Here is a 16,913-nt window from a genome sequence, read left to right on the forward strand (position 1 = left end):
CGTTGCTCACTTATATATAGAGCAAACACCCCGTTGTGTTCGCTTCCAGTTCTTATATTAAATTTATTTTAATATAAAGCGTAAAAGCTGTCAAGTTTTTAATAGAGCATCTGCGAAAAAAGTCAAGATTCTAGAGCGTCTCCACTGAAAATTGAGCATTTTTTACAATTCTGTTAAATTTAAAAAAACATCAGGAAAAGGAACATTCCTGATGTTTTATTTGAGCGTCAACCTGCATCTTCCTCTACAAACTGACTATTATAGAGGTCCGCATAGAAGCCATTCTGCTCCATGAGTTCATCATGGTTGCCCTGCTCGATGATATTTCCATCGCGCATGACCAAGATAAGATCCGCATTACGGATAGTGGACAGGCGGTGGGCAATGACAAAGGAAGTCCGGCCCTCCATGAGTTTGTCCATAGCCTTTTGAATCAGCTCCTCCGTCCGCGTATCGACTGACGAAGTTGCCTCATCCAAGATCAAGAGCGGCGCATCTTTCAGCAGAGCACGAGCGATTGTCAATAGCTGCTTCTGACCGACCGATAAGTTAACCGTATCATCCAACACTGTATCATAGCCCTGCGGCAGAGTCATGATAAAGTGATGAACACCGACCGCCTTCGCTGCAGCAACAACTGCTTCATCTGTCACATGCTCCTGATTATAAATCAAATTCTCCCGAATCGTCCCCTCAAAGAGCCAGGTCTCCTGCAAGACCATTGAAAAGGCATCGTGAACCTCAGAGCGCTTCATATCCTTAATATCTATACCATCAATGCTGATACGCCCCTTGTCAATTTCATAGAACTTCATAAGGAGATTAACGATGGTCGTCTTACCAGCACCCGTTGGGCCGACAATGGCAATCTTCTGTCCGGCTTTGGCCTGGGCTGAGAAATCATGAATAATCGTCTGGTCTGGCTTGTAGCCAAAGAAGACATCTTCAAAGGCAACATCTCCCTTGACAGCAGCAAGCTGCTGCTCTTTATGCTGGTCGTCTTCCATCTCAGGCTCAGCCAGAAATTCAAGGACACGAACCAGTGCTGCACCAGCCTGCTGCAAGACAGTGATACCTTGGGCAATCTGTGACAATGGCTGAGAGAAGGTCCGCACATAAACCATAAAGGCGACGATAATTCCGATGCTAATAGAGCCGTTAATCGCCAGAGCAGCACCGACCAAAATAACCAGCACATAAGCAAAATTCCCCGTAAAGAACATGAGCGGCATCATCATGCCAGAGATAAATTGAGACTTCCAAATACTGTTATAGAGATTGTGATTGAGAACTGCAAAGCGCTCCTTAGACTGCTCAATAGCATTATAGCTGGTAACGACATTATGACCGGAGTACATTTCCTCTACATAACCGTTGACAGCCGCCAGATCGTTTTGCTGGGCGGTGAAATAGCCCTGAGACTTGCCCATGATGAGGCCGACAAAGACAAAGCCGACTACAGTAGCCAAGATGGTTACCAAGGCCAAGATCCAGTTCATGAAGAACATGGTCAAGACCACAGCCACCAAGAGCAAGCTGGCAGAGATAACATTCCCCAGACTCTGGTTGAGGGATTGGCCGACCGTATCCACGTCATTGGTCACGCGCGACAGAGTATCCCCCTGAGAATGACCGTCAAAATAGCCCAACGGCAGCTTGTTTATCTTCTCTGCAATGGCCGTCCGCAGCCGCTTGGAGAAATACTGGATAACCGTACTGATGATAAAGGACTGACCATAGTTGAGCAGGGCTCCGACTGCATAGAGCACGGTCAGCAGAAGGGCAATCTGAGACACAGCTTTTAAATCAATGCTAGTAGCCAGACCATCAGAGATGAGGTTGGTAATTTCTTTTAATTTATTTGGCCCATAGACCGTAATAATGTTTGACAAGACAGCTCCCACAAATGCCAAAGCAAGAGGAAGCTGGAAGCCTTTGAGATAAGGCCTTATCTGGCTAAATAATGAAGGCTTCTTATTTTCCATTTTCTAATTCCTCCTTGGATAGTTGTGAGTAAGCAATTTCTTGATAGACTTCGTTGCTGGCCAAAAGTTCTCGGTGAGTACCTTGACCGACTACCTTACCAGCATCCAAGACCAAGATTTGATCCGCATCCATGATGGTAGAAATCCGCTGTGCTACGATCAGCTTGGTCATATCCTGCGTCCGCTCAGCCAGTTCCTTGCGCAAAATGCGGTCTGTCTTATAGTCTAGGGCTGAGAAGGAATCATCAAAGATGAGGATTTCTGGCTTACGAGCCAAGGCTCTGGCAATGGCCAAACGCTGACGCTGGCCACCAGAGAAGTTGGTTCCGCTTTGAGCCACTTCAGCTTTCAGCCCCTTTTCCTTCTCTTGGACAAAGGGCTTAGCCTGTGCTAGGTCAAGAGCCTCCCACATTTTCTGCTCATCCAGCGGGCTTTCTTTGCTTTGACCGAAGTCCAGATTGCTCTCAATATCACCAGAGAAAAGCACAGCCTTTTGCGGGATGTAGCCGACCTTATTATGCAAGTCTTCCAACTGGTAATCTTGAACATTGACACCATCTACCAGAATCTCTCCTTCAGTCACATCGTAGAAACGAGGGATGAGATTGACAAGAGTGGATTTCCCTGAACCGGTTGAACCGATAAAGGCCACGGTATCACCAGCCTGAGTTGTAAAGCTGACATGCTCAATGACTGCTTCTGAATTCTTGGAATAGCGGAAGGACACATCTCGAAAGACCACCTCGCCCTTACTATCTGCTGCTGCCTTAGGATGTTCTGGACTGGTGATAGAAGAATGCAGATCCAGTACTTCATTAATCCGGCCAGCCGATACAATGGTCCGAGGAAGGACGATGAAGAGTGCCCCCATGAGCAAGAATCCAATCACAATCTGCATAGCATAGGACATAAAGACGACCATATCACTGAAGAGTGGGAGACGCTCCTGCAGTCCAGCCTCCTGAATCAAATAAGCACCAATCCAGTAAATAGCCAGTGTCAAACCGCTGGAAATCCCCATCATAACTGGGTTCATCATGGCCATCAGACGACCGATAAAAAGATTGAGCCGAGTTACTTCATCATTAGCTGCCGCAAATTTCTCATCCTGATAATCCTCAGCATTATAAGCCCGGACCACGCGAATCCCAGTCAGACTCTCTCTAGTGACACTGTTTAGCTTATCGACCAAGCGCTGCGCCACTGACTGCTTGGGAAAGGCCAGTGTAACCAAAACTACTGTCAGCAGGATATTAACAAGAACGGCAATGAGAACAGCTGTCAGCCAGTTCTCAGACTTACCGATAATCTTAGTCATGGCCCAAATCGCCATAATCGGTCCCCTGGTCACTACCTGCAGTCCCATGGTAATTAAGGTCTGTACCTGGGTAATGTCATTCGTTGTCCGAGTTAGCAAACTAGGAATCGAAAATTTCTTAATCTCCGTCTGCGAATAGTCTAGCACACGGTTGAAAATATCGCTCCGCAAGCTCTGGGTAAAGCTGGCTGCTATACGAGCGGCAAAAAAGCCAACCACAATAGCTGACAGCAAGCTAGCAAAAGACAGGCCGATCATTTTCAGACCTGGCTCCCACAGATCCGCCAAACCAGTCCCCGGCGTTTGCAATAGCTCTGTAATCGTCGAAATATAGGTCGGAACTTCTAATTCCAAATATACCGTCAGGAAGGTGAAGAGCACACTGAGAACAATCATGCTCACTTCCCTTGCCGTCAGCCGTTTAAATAACTTAAACATCTTTTCCTCCATTTTCTAAACTTTCGATATTCTGATAAAACTTGGCCATGACTTGAGAAAAAATCAGCAGTTCCTGCTCAGAAACACCATTCAAAATAGAACGGTTCATTTCATCAAAAAAGTCACGGATTTTTTTCATTCTTTCCCGCGACTGCGGAGTGAGTCGGATATATTTAGCCCGCTTGTCTGTCTTGCTCGTTTCCAGCTGGATAAAGCCATTCTTCTCCATCCTTTTCATTAAGTTAGAAGCCACAGATTTGGAAATATCCAACTTCTGCTCAATATCCTTGATAAGAGTATCCTTCCCCTCTTCCGTACGACAGGCGACAATATGCAAGACTTGCCCCTGTGGCCCAGCCATGGACTCAATCCCGTGCTCCTTAGCAAGCTTTTCCACTATGAGGTGAATCTTTCGTCCAAAACGCTTCATTTCTAATAAAGGCTTTTCCATCAAAACTTCCTTCCTAGATTGGTTCTCGTGAGAACTAATTAGTTTTCATGAGAACCATTTTACCACATAGAAGAAAGATGTCAAGAAAAAAGTTTCTATGAGAACTATTTTTTCGATAAAAAAATTCAGCCTTTCCCAGGCTGAATTACTTCCTTAAATCAAGATTCCTTCCAAATGATCCAATTCATGCTGGCAGATTTGGGCAGGCAGGCCTTTCAAGGTCATGGTCTGCTGCTGCCAATGTTTATCCAGATAATCAATTGTGATTTCCTGATAACGTTGGGTAGGACGGCTTCCAACCAAGGACAGGCAGCTCTCTTCTGTCTGATAAGGGCCTGACTTAGAGCGCAGCACCGGATTAAACATGACTACCGGCACCAAACCATATAGAAAGATAATGACTCGCTTACGGACGCCAATCATATTGGCTGCGAGTCCTAGACAGTTTTCTCTATTGTCCTGCAGAGTATCCTGCAAATCTTGAGCCAGATAAAGGTCTTCTCTGCTAGCCTGCTCTGATGGCTGCTGTAGGAAGAAAATATCTTTGACAATTGCTTTTTCCATTACTTTTCCTCATAGAGAAGGGCCTGATAAATCAGACCCTATAAACTTATTTTGCGTGGCGCTCACTAACTTCTTTAGCCAGTACAAAGTTGCCCAGCGTTGCGGAGCCATTTCCAGCCACAGCTGGTGTCACGATATAGTCACGAACATCGGGAACTGGCAAATAGCCATTCAGGAGAACTGTGAATTTCTCACGAACCCGATCCAGCATGTGCTGCTGAGCCATAACACCGCCACCAAAGACGATGACATCTGGACGGAAAGTCACTGTCGCCTGAATAGCCGCCTGAGCGATATAGTAAGCTTGAATATCCCAGACAGAACTATTGAGTTTAATATTTTCCCCACGAACTCCGGTCCGCGCCTCTAAGCTTGGTCCAGCCGCCAATCCTTCCAAACAGCCATTGTGGAAAGGACAAACACCATTGAACTCTTTTTCCGCATCCATAGGGTGCTTAGCTACATAATAATGCCCCATTTCCGGATGACCTGTTCCGCCGACAAACTCACCTCGCTGGATAGCACCAGCACCGATTCCTGTCCCAATCGTATAATAAACCAGATTTTCAATACGACCGCCAGCATTGTTGCGGGCTACCACTTCACCGTAAGCTGAGCTATTGACATCCGTCGTAAAGTAAATAGGCACATTGAGAGCACGGCGCAGAGCGCCAACAATGTCCACATTAGCCCAGTGCGGCTTAGGAGTAGTCGTAATAAAGCCGTAAGTCTTTGAGTTGGGATCAATATCAATCGGCCCGAAAGATCCAACAGCTAGACCAGCTAGATTGTCAAAACGAGAAAAGAACTCAATCGTCTTGTCTAGCGTTTCAATAGGCGTGGTCGTTGGAAACTGTGTCTTTTCAACAACTTCAAACCGTTCATCGCCTACAGCACAGACAAACTTAGTGCCGCCCGCTTCCAAACTTCCATACAATTTTGTCATTATAAATCCTCTTTTAACATTTGATTTTTACTCTATTCATTATAGCATATCTCTTGCAGACTTCTTGCCAAAAATAGTCTTTTTAAATCTTTTTCAACAAGACTGTACTTATGACATAAAAAACGAACAAAAGCTGATTTGTTCGTTTTCTAAATTCCATTAGGCTTTCACTTCGATAACTGCGTCGCCTTTAGCAAGAGCTCCTTCTGCTACTGGAGTCACAGAAGCGTAGTCAGCTGTGTTTGTAACGATGACCATAGTCGTATCATCCAGACCAGCGGCTGCAATTTTCTCAGCTTCAAATGTTCCCAGAACATCGCCAGCTTTGACCTTGTCACCTTGAGCAACCTTTTGGTCAAAGCCTTCGCCGCCCATAGATACTGTGTCGATTCCGACGTGAATCAGAATTTCAGCACCATTGGCTGTCTTCAAACCATAAGCATGGCCAGTCGCGAATGCAATCGTAACTTCTGCATCAGCCGGAGCATAAACCACACCTTCGCTAGGTTTGATAGCAATTCCTCGTCCCATCGCTCCGCTAGAGAAAACAGGATCATCAACATCGCTCAAAGCTACTGCCTGACCAACAATTGGAGAAATAATTGTTTCGTCTTGGAGGGCAGCTGGCACATTACCAGTTGTTTCTTCTTCGACCTGTGTTTCAGTTTCAGCTTTTTCATCTTTTTTATCAAGAGCAACTCTCAAAGCAACGCTAGGGATTGAAGCTTTTGATAAAACATCTGTCATTTTATCTTGCCACTCATCTTTCTCATCTTCAAAACCAAACATATAAGTCAATGCAAATCCAAGAGCAAATGATACAGCTACCATGAAGAGATATTGGAAGAGTTGTCCATTACCGATATAAAGCATTGTACCTGGAATGATAGTGATACCATTACCAGTACCAGCAAGTCCAAGGAGAGATGCCAAGCCACCACCAATTGCACCAGCAATCAATGAAAGGAAGAAGGGTTTGCGGTAACGCAAGTTAACCCCGAAGATAGCTGGCTCTGTAATACCAAGGAAGGCAGAAAGAGCAGCTGGGAAAGCAAGGGCTTTTAACTTAGGATTTTTCGTTTTGAACGCAACAGCTACAGTCGCTGCACCTTGGGCTGTCATAGCAGCAGTGATAATCGCATTAAATGGATTCACCTTATCAGTAGCGAGTAACTGAATTTCAAGCAAGTTGAAGATATGGTGAACACCTGATACGACAATCAATTGGTGAACTCCACCAATCACCAAACCACCTAAACCAAACGGTAAAGCAAGGATTGCTTTTGTTCCAAACAAAATGTAGTTTTCAACAACGTGGAATACTGGTCCGATGACGAAAAGTCCAAGGATAGACATTACCAAAAGTGTAACGAATGGTGTCACCAATAGATCCAAGACATCTGGCACAACCTTGCGGAGAGCTTTTTCAAACTTAGCTCCAACAACCCCGATAATGAAGGCTGGAAGAACAGAACCTTGCAAACCAACAACTGGGATGAAGCCAAAGAATTTCATGGCAGTCACTTCGCCACCTGATGCTACTGCCCAAGCATTTGGAAGCGAGCCAGACACCAGCATCATACCAAGGACGATACCAACAGCTGGATTTCCACCAAATACACGGAAGGTTGACCAAACAACCAAACCTGGCAAGATAATGAAGGCTGTATCCGTAAGGATTTCTGTATAGGTCTTCACATCATCTGGAAGTGTCATCCCAAGAGCGTTCAAGAGTCCACGCACACCCATGAAGAGACCTGTTGCTACGATAACTGGAATGATTGGTACAAATACGTCACCAAATGTACGGATGGCGCGTTGGAACCAATTCCCTTGCTTAGCAGCTTCTGCTTTCATGTCATCTTTTGATGAAGTTGGCAATCCTAAGGCTACAACTTCGTCATAGATTTTATTAACCGTACCGGTACCAAAGATAATCTGGTACTGGCCGGAGTTAAAGAAGGCACCCTGCACTTTTTCCAGATTTTCGACAGTATTTTTGTCGATTTTACTTTCATCTTTAACCATCACGCGCAAGCGAGTCGCACAGTGAGCCACACTGTTGACATTCTCGCGTCCGCCAAGGGCTTCGATGACTTTTTTTGCAATTTCAGTATTATTCATTTGCAAAAATCTCCTTATAAATATTTTTAACTTTTGAAAGCGATTTTATCGCCTTTACGAATATTATTTTACCATGATTCAAAAATATGTCAAGCGTTTTGCAGAAAAAATATTTTTTTACTGTTAAATGTTGATTTTTCGTCGGAAAACGTTTACTATAGTAATAAGAAATAATATGATTCGGAGGACAAAAGATTGGCTTGGACTACTGAAAAACGCTACAAACGCTATGAAGACTGGACTCAGGAAGAGCTACAACAGATCAAAGAAAACATCGCTAAATCTCCTTGGCGGGCTAACTACCATGTGGAGCCTCAGACGGGTCTGCTCAATGATCCCAATGGCTTTTCTTATTTTGACGGCAAGTGGGTGGTTTTCTACCAAAACTTTCCTTTCGGAGCAGCTCACGGTCTCAAGTGCTGGGTCCAGATGGAAAGTGACGACCTAGTCCACTTCACGGAAACTGGTCTTCGGGTGCTGCCAGATACTCCTCTGGACAGCCACGGTGCCTACTCTGGCTCTGCCATGCAGTTTGACGACAAGCTCTTTCTCTTCTATACTGGTAATGTTCGTGATGAGAACTGGGTACGTCATCCTTATCAAATCGGTGCCTTGTTAGATAAATCAGGCAAGCTCGAAAAAATTGACAAGGTCTTGATTGAACAACCTGCTGAAGCGACTGACCACTTCCGCGATCCCCAGATTTTCAATTACAAAGGGCAGTTCTATGCCATTGTTGGTGGGCAAAATCTAGACAAACAAGGCTATGTCAAGCTTTACAAGGCTGTTGATAATGACTATACCAACTGGGAAGTCGTTGGCGATTTGGACTTCGCCAATGACAAGACAGCCTATATGATGGAGTGTCCTAATCTAGTCTTTATCAACGACCAGCCAATCCTGCTCTATTGCCCTCAAGGCTTGTCTAAGGATGTACTAGATTATGGCAACATTTATCCAAACATGTATAAAATAGGTCAATCGTTTGACACAAATAACGCTACTTTGATTAATCCTAGCCCTATCCAAAATCTGGACTATGGCTTCGACTGCTACGCGACCCAAGCTTTTAACGCGCCTGACGGTCGTGCACTCGCTGTCAGCTGGCTTGGTTTGCCCGATGTGGAATACCCATCTGACCGCTTCGACCATCAAGGTGCCTTCTCTCTCGTCAAGGAATTAAGTCTGAAAGACGGAAAACTCTATCAATACCCAGTGCCTGCTATCAAGGACTTGCGAACAGAGGAACAGCCTTTCACTGCTTTAGCAGAAAGCAAGAACAGCTACGAACTAGAGTTGAATCTCGCTGCGGATACCGAACACGAAATCATCCTCTTTGCGGACAAGGATGGCAAGGGACTTTGCATCAACTTCGACCTCAAGTCAGGTCAAGTGACCGTTGACCGCAGTCAAGCGGGTGAACCATTTGCTCTGGACTTTGGAACCAGCCGAAGCTGCAATATTGACAAAGAAGCCACAAGTGCTACTATCTTCATCGATAAATCGATTTTTGAAATTTTCATCAATAAAGGAGAGAAAGTATTTTCCGGTCGTGTCTTCCCGAGAGAAGACCAGACAGGCATTGCCATTACCAAAGGCAATCCAACCGGTACTTACTATGAATTAGATTATGGTCGCAAAGCTAACTGATGTAGCAAAACTAGCAGGAGTCAGCCCCACAACTGTTTCCCGCGTCATCAACAGAAAAGGCTACTTATCCGACAAAACGATTTCCAAGGTTGAGGCAGCCATGCGAGAGTTGGCTTACAAGCCTAACAATCTGGCGCGTAGCCTCCAAGGAAAATCAGCCAAGCTAATTGGACTCATTTTTCCTAATATCAGCAATGTCTTTTACGCAGAATTAATTGGTAAGCTGGAGCATGAGCTCTTTAAACAGGGCTATAAAACCATCATCTGCAATAGTGAGCATGATTCAGACAAGGAGCGTGAATACCTTGAGATGCTGGAAGCCAATCAGGTGGACGGCATCATTTCTGGCAGCCACAATCTAGGCATTGAGGACTACAATCGCGTAACTGCTCCAATCATTGCCTTTGACCGCAATCTTTCTCCGGATATCCCTGTCGTCTCCTCAGACAACTACGGAGGCGGAGTGCTGGCAGCTCAGACCTTAGTCAAGTCCGGAGCGCAAAACATCATCATGATTACTGGCAATGACAATTCCAACTCACCAACTGGCCTGCGCCACGCTGGCTTCGCTTCCGTCCTGCCGGACGCACCGATTATCAATGTTTCCAGTGATTTTTCTCCCGTCCGAAAGGAAATGGAAATCAAGCAAATCCTCAGTCAAACTAAGCCCGATGCTATTTTTGCTTCAGATGATTTGACAGCCATCTTAATTATGAAAGTCGCTCAGGAGCTAGACATCCAGATTCCTGAAGATTTGAAAATCATTGGCTACGACGGCACCTACTTTGTAGAGAACTACTACCCGCAGCTAGCAACTATCAAGCAGCCACTGAAAGATATCGCCCGTCTCTCTGTAGACCTGCTCCTCAAAAAAATTGCTGGCCAAGAAGTCCAAACAACTGGCTATTTCCTGCCAGTCAGTCTCTTACCTGGTAAGAGTGTTTAACACAGATATAAAAAAAGCCTGATCGGCTTTTTTTATTATATCAAACATCTATCCTTGATTATCACAGCTAATACTTCAATCATCTTCGTGAGGCTAGGACTATTTAAAAGCTATGGAAGACCTTTTAGATCTGAGCCTAGAAACAAGGATTACGAAGCTACAAATATTCAATGTTTAGTTCTGTCCCACCGTCCTGACAAATTCGACAATATGGCCGCCACAATTATGAATCAGCTCATAGTCGTGTGTCACCAAAATGACTAGTTTGCCTGCTTGGGCCATCTGATGTAGGTCCTTGATCATCTGATCCATCTGAGGGCGACAGAGGCCACTGGTTGGCTCATCTAAGATGACAATAGGCTTATCTGAAACCTTGGCCATCGCAAAGAGAAGCCGTTGCTTTTCACCACCCGACAAACTCTGAGGATGGCGGTCTTTCTTATCCAATACCCCGGCCTGAGCCAAGGCCGCTTGCTTAGCAGTAGCATCATCGCTGACTATAGAAATTTCCGACCAGACCGACTCAGTGAAGAGCTGGTAGTTGACATCTTGCATGACCATACCAATCCAATCATAGCTAGGCTTGACAACCTGCCCATGAAAGAAGGTCTGCCCCTTGAAAGACTTGATTAAACCACAAAGCGAGCGTAGAAAGGTACTCTTGCCCACCCCGTTTTGCCCGATGATAAAGTGAATCCCCTGATTTAGAGAAAGATTCATATCAAAAATCTGCTTTCGGCCATAACTGTAAAGATAGTCTTGAGCCACTAGTGCCTGATTCGAGTCAAAATTCTTATCTGTCATCTGTTTGACCTGATAGTCCAATGCTTGCAAGTCTGCTTTTTCAATCCTGCTCAGACTGCGCAGCCGATGCTGGTCAATAAAAGCAGCATCCAGCTCCTCTGGCAGGTAGCTTGTTGCCCGATTCCCCTCTAGCAAAACAAACTGATCCATTATCTCCCGCAGGTAATATAACCGATGCTCAGCGATAATAATAGTCTTGCCCAGAGACTTAAGCTTAAGCAGGACTTCCTTCAGTCTCTCAATAGCATCGCGATCCAGAGAGGAGGACGGCTCATCAAACATATAGATAGCATTGTCCATACAGGCTACGCTGGTAATGGCTAAGAGCTGTTTCTCTCCGCCTGACAGCGTGAAAATATCTCGATCCAGTAACTGTTTCATCCCTAACAGTTCCGTATAATAATCAATCCGCTCCAAGATTTCCTCGCGCGGCAGATTACGATTTTCCAAGGCAAAGGCCATCTCATCGGTCGAGTTGGTCGCATAAAACTGGGTCTTGGGATTCTGAAAAACGGTCGAAATGAAACGGCTGCGCTGAGCCAAATCCAACTCCTGCAACTCCTGTCCCTTGTAAATCAGACTGCCCATTAGCTCTGCTGGCTGAAAATGCGGAATAATGCCATTGATTGCCTTGAGCAAGCTGCTCTTACCACTGCCAGAAGCTCCGCTGATTACCGTTATCTGCCCTGGCTCAAACCGCAGATTGACCTCCTCCAAAATTGGTCCGTCATAAGAAATAGTAAACTCTTTAAACTCAAGCATAGCGACTCCAAATATCTAAGGCTAAAACTGCCAACATCAGACTCAGACATAGATAATCCTGTATGTGCAGCTTAGTCTGGGACAGGCTAGAACGCTGACCGCCAACAATCAAACCTCGCGTCATGGCTGAAATGGCCACATCATCTGCCGTCCGTGTCAGACACATAAGGAGGGGAACATAGCGGTATTCTATCATTCGGACTGGCTGGCTGAAAAAGGTTTTGCCGGTCAATCCATGTAGATACATGGCATCCTTGACCTGATGATAGTCTTCCTTGACAGTGTAGAAGAAACGAAACATAACCGAAATCGGAATAATCAGACTATCAGACAGCTGCATCCTTTGCAAGGACGCCACCAAATCACTCATAGAGGTAGTCAAAAGACTATAGCGCCCCATCATCACTCCCGGCGCCATCCGCAAGACCACCATGCTCATAAAGAGAAAAATAGCTTCTAAAACTGAAGAAGACAGCCGGTGCAACAGAAAGAGCTGCATCAGGATAGCAATCCCTAGCAAGACCAAACCTTTGAGAGCTTCCACATACTTTCTCTCCAGCAAGAGCAAGAGATAAGGCAAAGCAGATAGAAAGACAACTACTGGAAAGTAATGATGATGCAGATTTCCCAGCAGCAAGATATAGGAAATCACCACTGTCATGGCTATTTTGCTTCTAAAATCCAGATTCATCGGCGCACCCTATGCCATTCCAGATTGACTGAAATGCTTTTTCAGCATCTTGATGCCAATTGTGCAGCCCAGATAAGCACCCAAGGCACCTAAGAGCAAAACCGGAAAGAATGACCAATCTGGCAAGACACTGAACATCTGCTCTGCAAATTCCTTGCCATAGCCTTGATCGATAACCTTTTGCATGTAGGCATCTCGCGTTAAATAGATGGGTAGGAGATTAGCACAGGAAGAAAGACTATAGGCAACATAGGCCCAACGGGCATGCTTGATACTGCGATAGTTACCGCGCTTCAGGATGTACTCACCTAAGAGAGCAGCTAGGACCGTTCCCAGCACAATCAAAATCGTGTGCCCCGTTGCTACAAAGACTAGAGCCGACACCAACCCCATGACCAGTACCATGCCAAAACGACGAATCTTGGTACTGTAAAGCATGAAAAGCGGACCGGACATCAGGGCACCGAAAAAGGGAACAATCGGCATAGTAATTGGTAAAAAACCAATCATACCAGATACAAAGCTCACGATAACAATGAGCAAGGAAAAGAGACCAGCATTGACCAGATCCTTTACAGAAAAAGATGCTTGTTTCATTAGGAAAACCTCCGTGTTTCATTAAAAAGCGTGCTTGTACTTAAAGTTCTCAATCAACTGCGCCGTTTCTACCAGCTCTTGGTATACACTGGAGACCTGCAGCAGTTCATCATGACGGCCAATGCCATCCACCTGACCGTCTTTTAAAACGACAATCTTATCCGCATTCTCGACAGACTTGAGGCGATGGGAGATGATGATGACCGTCTTGTCTTTCAACAGAAGACTGAGACTTTCTTGAATTAATTTTTCGTTTTCAATATCGAGTGATGAGGTGATTTCATCCAAAATCACAATAGGCGCTTGCTTGAGCAAAGCACGCGCAATCGAAATCCGCTGGCGCTCTCCGCCTGATAGCTTGGCTCCATTTTCGCCAATCAGACTGTCATAACCTTGCGGCAGCTGCTTGATAAAGCCCTGACAGTTGGCCATGCAAGCGGCTTCTTTGACCTCCTCATCCGTAGCTGTTGGCCGACCAAGGCGGATATTCTCCAAGATAGAAGCATCGAAAAGAATAACATCCTGAAAGACAATTGAGATCGAATCAAAGAGCGATTGGGTGCTGATATCCTGTAGCTCCTGACCATCGATATAAATATGCCCTTCTTGGTAATCATAGAGTCGGGAGATGAGCCGTAGCAAACTGGTTTTTCCGCAGCCAGACGGCCCAACCAAGGCCGTGATTTCATTTTGCTTGGCAGTGAAGCTGACCTTTTGTAGAACAGGCTGATCCGGCTTGTAGGCAAAGCCAACATCTACTAGCTCGATATCAAAGTTCTTAAGTTCCTGCTCTCTTCCTGCCTGCTTGGATGCTGTATGCAGCTCCTTGATCCGCTTAACAGCGGAGTCAATATAGAGAATCTCTGCCACATTCATATAGAGACCTTCCATACCATCAATAATCTTAATAGTAGCCAGAAGGTAGCCCAGAAAATAAAGTAATGGAATCCAGCCTTGCGCTAAAAGATAAGAACCAACCAAGACGACCAACCCCAAGGTCAGGCGCAACCCTACTCCAGCTGCTAAGATTGGCAGACCTTGCAGAATCTCTGTCTTTAGGTGGATACGCTCACTCTCTTCCATCTGCCTGTAAAGTTTTTGGCTCAGCGATGGACCAAGATTGTAAGCCTTAATCTCCTCCTGTAGCTCAATCGCCTCCTGAAAACTCTCTGAATTGTCCCGCAGCTGCTGCCAGTAACGGCCCGAAGCCCGCTTGGGCAGCTCCTTAGATAACCAAATCATAGCCGCAATCAAGAGCAGTGGAAGAATGATGCAAAGCCCCATTATTGGATTGCCTAGAAGCATCATCAAGCTAGCTAGGACAAAGAAGAAGACAAAACCAATTGTTTTGGAAATCGCATGACTCAGGGCGTGTTCCAGTCGCTCTACATCACTCATGATAGTCTGAGACAGATCGGACAGATCATGACTGGAAAAGTAGGATAAGGGCAGACTTTGCAGACTTTCCGCAATATCTGTCCGAATATTGGCGCTTTCCTTGTAGGTCGTGGTATAGGTGGCATTGTAATCCAGATAGATAATACTATAAAGGACCAAGACAATCACTAAACCTCCCTGCAAGAAGATCCATGGTGAGGCCAGCCGCCCAGTCAAAACTCCCTGCAAGTAAAACATAAAGAAGAACATTGGCAGCATTTGAGCACAAAAGCCAAAAAAGGAAACCAGACAAGCCCTGAAAAGGTGCTTGGCACCGGTCGGTGTTAGGGAAAATAAATTTTGCAATTTTTCCATCAAGAGACCCTCCATTCGTCAGCGCTGGCGTAGAGTTCTTTCAGATGCTGATAGAGACTGCCCTTGACAGAGAGTTCCTCATCCTTACCCCGCTCGATAATCTTGCCCTTCTCAATGACTAAAATTTCGTCCACTCCCTTGATAGAGCTCAGACGATGAGCAATGATGATGACCGTCTTATGCTCTATTAGATGCGCAAAGGCCTGCTGAATCTGGTATTCATTATTGACATCTGTAGAGGCCGATGCCTCATCCAAAATAATCAGCTGAGCATCCTTGAGAATGGCTCGAGCAATAGCCAGCCGCTGCATTTCGCCACCCGATAAATGGACGCCTTTGGAGCCGATAACGGTCTGCTCCCGCTCAGAAAATTTATCCAGAATATCTTGGCAGCAGGCCAATTCCAGAGCCCGCATGACTTCCTGATTGCTGGCTGCAGGATTACCTAGCTTGACATTATCAAAAATAGACTTCTTAAAAAGCTTAGACTGCTGAAACACAAAGGCAATCTGCTGCATGGCCGCTTCCTGACTGTAGGACTCTAGAGGCTTGTGCCCCAGCAGAATCTGGCCGTTAGAAGGCTTATAAAAACCGGCAATGAGCTTAGCAATCGTTGACTTACCGCTACCGCTGGCTCCCACCAAAGCATAGACCTTATTTGACTCCAAATGAAAAGATAGTTTCTCCAAAATTAACTGGTCTTCCTCATAGCCAAAGGATACCTCTTTGAACTCCACACTGGAATCCAGCAATTGGCTCTCCTGTCCCTGATAAACCTTGCTATCGGTCATCTCAGTATAAAGATGCTCGATTTTATCAATCACCTGGATGGCCTTGTACTGGTACATGCCCAGATACATGACTCGCATAAAGCAAGTAAACAGCAGACCAATGACTGAAAAGAGAAATAGAAAAGCAGGTAGCAGACTGAGATGCTGACTAGCAGGCAGAAAAAAGACAAAACCCGTAATAAGAAATAAAATATAAGAAGCAAAGAGCACCTGAAAGCTGACGTATGCCTGACGGCAGGTAAAAGAATAATCTAACGCCGTGTCTGAATACTCTCGGATAGCTTGGGACAAAGCTTTAAAAGAGTCAACTGAAGTCTTGAAAATCTTAATCACCTGCATACCACGAACGTATTCGACAGTGGCGCTGTTCAGATTCTCCAGCTTCTCCGAATAAAGCTGCATGAGCTCCTCCTCCCCAATCATGCCCTTGACCAGCCAAGCTCCAATAGCAATCAAAACAAGTAGCAGCAAACCCAGCAGCTGATGTACCGCAAAACTCAGACCGATAATCATCAAAGGCGTCACCACCACTCCGACATTATCAGGTATGAGATGAGCAACAATCGTATGCGTCTCCGCTGCATTATCATCAATAATCTTACGAGTTTTTCCCGAGCTGGATTGGTCAAAAAAGGAAAAGTTAGAATCCATGAGGCCATCAATGCCCCGCTTGCGCAGATTGGTCTCTAAACGAAAAGCCACCACGTGAGCAAGAAGGCCTGATCCTGTATATAGGAACGAAGCGACCAACATCATAGACACTATCGTAACGGCTGTCGGAAGGCTAGCTTCGATCTCTTGAAAACGAATAACCTTCTCCAAAAACTGATAAAGTACATAAAGCGATCCCACCATCAGCACAGAAGACAAGGTCGAACAAATGATAGCAAGATAAGCCAGACCTTTCCGCTCTGGAATGTAAAAAAATAGTTTCTTATACACTGAAAACATCGAAATCACCTTCTCCTACTTGTCAAAACAAAGTCAATCATATATACTGAAATTACTACTAATATTTTACCATTCTTAAAAATGAACAACAATCAATATTAAATTTTATGACGAATTGTAGTATTTGGCTAATCGTGGCAAGG

The 16,913-nt window shown here is 45.2% G+C and carries 13 protein-coding genes; 2 read left to right on the forward strand and 11 right to left on the reverse strand.

Going from position 1 to position 16,913, the window contains the following annotated elements; genetic code table 11:
• Nucleotides 1-227 precede the first annotated feature (227 nt).
• The 6 genes from RWS24_RS00495 to RWS24_RS00520 all read right to left on the reverse strand — a co-directional run bounded on the left by RWS24_RS00495 (nt 228) and on the right by RWS24_RS00520 (nt 7,826).
• Complete coding sequence (locus RWS24_RS00495; RefSeq protein ID WP_314364520.1) at nt 228-1,985, reverse strand: ABC transporter ATP-binding protein; 1,758 nt, start codon at nt 1,983-1,985, stop codon at nt 228-230.
• On the reverse strand, nt 1,975-3,741 hold the full coding sequence (locus RWS24_RS00500) for an ABC transporter ATP-binding protein (RefSeq protein WP_032908920.1): 1,767 nt from the start codon (nt 3,739-3,741) through the stop codon (nt 1,975-1,977). Before RWS24_RS00500 ends, RWS24_RS00495 begins: the two co-directional genes overlap by 11 nt.
• Entirely contained in the window at nt 3,734-4,192 is a 459-nt protein-coding gene (locus RWS24_RS00505; RefSeq protein WP_314364523.1) for a MarR family winged helix-turn-helix transcriptional regulator, read from the reverse strand. The genes RWS24_RS00500 and RWS24_RS00505 overlap by 8 nt, the downstream gene beginning before the upstream one ends.
• A gap of 153 nt (nt 4,193-4,345) precedes the next feature.
• Nucleotides 4,346-4,756: a peptide deformylase gene (locus RWS24_RS00510; protein ID WP_314364524.1), complete on the reverse strand. Its 411-nt coding sequence runs from the start codon at nt 4,754-4,756 to the stop codon at nt 4,346-4,348.
• Between the two features lie 46 nt (nt 4,757-4,802).
• Nucleotides 4,803-5,702: a fructokinase ScrK gene (gene scrK, locus RWS24_RS00515; protein WP_002925822.1), complete on the reverse strand. Its 900-nt coding sequence runs from the start codon at nt 5,700-5,702 to the stop codon at nt 4,803-4,805.
• Nucleotides 5,703-5,861: 159 nt separating this feature from the next.
• Nucleotides 5,862-7,826 carry a sucrose-specific PTS transporter subunit IIBC gene (locus RWS24_RS00520; protein ID WP_111676414.1) on the reverse strand — a complete coding sequence of 655 codons (1,965 nt, stop codon included), beginning with the start codon at nt 7,824-7,826 and terminating at the stop codon, nt 5,862-5,864.
• Nucleotides 7,827-8,021: 195 nt separating this feature from the next.
• On the opposite strand from RWS24_RS00520, the gene RWS24_RS00525 reads away from it, so the two are divergent.
• A complete protein-coding gene (locus RWS24_RS00525) occupies nt 8,022-9,476 on the forward strand; it encodes a sucrose-6-phosphate hydrolase (protein WP_314364527.1) in 1,455 nt (484 codons plus the stop codon).
• Nucleotides 9,457-10,422 (forward strand): LacI family DNA-binding transcriptional regulator, encoded by a 966-nt coding sequence (locus RWS24_RS00530; protein WP_004188223.1) that lies wholly within the window; start codon nt 9,457-9,459, stop codon nt 10,420-10,422. The genes RWS24_RS00525 and RWS24_RS00530 overlap by 20 nt, the downstream gene beginning before the upstream one ends.
• 174 nt (nt 10,423-10,596) lie before the next feature.
• Here the strand turns inward: RWS24_RS00530 and RWS24_RS00535 are convergent, their stop codons facing one another.
• From RWS24_RS00535 to RWS24_RS00555, 5 genes are read right to left on the reverse strand one after another with little or no spacing between them, the layout of a single operon-like run.
• Entirely contained in the window at nt 10,597-11,988 is a 1,392-nt protein-coding gene (locus RWS24_RS00535) for an ABC transporter ATP-binding protein (RefSeq protein ID WP_314364530.1), read from the reverse strand.
• Nucleotides 11,981-12,679, reverse strand: a complete 699-nt coding sequence (locus RWS24_RS00540) for an energy-coupling factor transporter transmembrane component T (RefSeq protein ID WP_314364532.1) — start codon at nt 12,677-12,679, stop codon at nt 11,981-11,983. The genes RWS24_RS00535 and RWS24_RS00540 overlap by 8 nt, the downstream gene beginning before the upstream one ends.
• Nucleotides 12,680-12,688: 9 nt before the next feature.
• Nucleotides 12,689-13,276 (reverse strand): MptD family putative ECF transporter S component, encoded by a 588-nt coding sequence (locus RWS24_RS00545; protein WP_072073443.1) that lies wholly within the window; start codon nt 13,274-13,276, stop codon nt 12,689-12,691.
• A gap of 21 nt (nt 13,277-13,297) precedes the next feature.
• Complete coding sequence (locus RWS24_RS00550) at nt 13,298-15,031, reverse strand: ABC transporter ATP-binding protein (protein WP_399553763.1); 1,734 nt, start codon at nt 15,029-15,031, stop codon at nt 13,298-13,300.
• Complete coding sequence (locus RWS24_RS00555) at nt 15,028-16,770, reverse strand: ABC transporter ATP-binding protein (RefSeq protein ID WP_314364535.1); 1,743 nt, start codon at nt 16,768-16,770, stop codon at nt 15,028-15,030. Before RWS24_RS00555 ends, RWS24_RS00550 begins: the two co-directional genes overlap by 4 nt.
• Nucleotides 16,771-16,913 lie beyond the last annotated feature (143 nt).

This window comes from uncultured Streptococcus sp. (assembly GCF_963528215.1).
GTDB lineage: Bacteria > Bacillota > Bacilli > Lactobacillales > Streptococcaceae > Streptococcus.

What these genes read in the sequence shown, in the direction of transcription:
- RWS24_RS00495 (WP_314364520.1), bottom strand. Translation starts at nt 1,985, where the DNA reads ATGGAAAATAAGAAGCCTTCATTATTTAGCCAGATAAGGCCTTATCTC.
- RWS24_RS00500 (WP_032908920.1), bottom strand. Translation starts at nt 3,741, where the DNA reads ATGTTTAAGTTATTTAAACGGCTGACGGCAAGGGAAGTGAGCATGATT.
- RWS24_RS00505 (WP_314364523.1), bottom strand. Translation starts at nt 4,192, where the DNA reads ATGGAAAAGCCTTTATTAGAAATGAAGCGTTTTGGACGAAAGATTCAC.
- RWS24_RS00510 (WP_314364524.1), bottom strand. Translation starts at nt 4,756, where the DNA reads ATGGAAAAAGCAATTGTCAAAGATATTTTCTTCCTACAGCAGCCATCA.
- scrK (WP_002925822.1), bottom strand. Translation starts at nt 5,702, where the DNA reads ATGACAAAATTGTATGGAAGTTTGGAAGCGGGCGGCACTAAGTTTGTC.
- RWS24_RS00520 (WP_111676414.1), bottom strand. Translation starts at nt 7,826, where the DNA reads ATGAATAATACTGAAATTGCAAAAAAAGTCATCGAAGCCCTTGGCGGA.
- RWS24_RS00530 (WP_004188223.1), top strand. Translation starts at nt 9,457, where the DNA reads ATGGTCGCAAAGCTAACTGATGTAGCAAAACTAGCAGGAGTCAGCCCC.
- RWS24_RS00535 (WP_314364530.1), bottom strand. Translation starts at nt 11,988, where the DNA reads ATGCTTGAGTTTAAAGAGTTTACTATTTCTTATGACGGACCAATTTTG.
- RWS24_RS00540 (WP_314364532.1), bottom strand. Translation starts at nt 12,679, where the DNA reads ATGAATCTGGATTTTAGAAGCAAAATAGCCATGACAGTGGTGATTTCC.
- RWS24_RS00545 (WP_072073443.1), bottom strand. Translation starts at nt 13,276, where the DNA reads ATGAAACAAGCATCTTTTTCTGTAAAGGATCTGGTCAATGCTGGTCTC.
- RWS24_RS00555 (WP_314364535.1), bottom strand. Translation starts at nt 16,770, where the DNA reads ATGTTTTCAGTGTATAAGAAACTATTTTTTTACATTCCAGAGCGGAAA.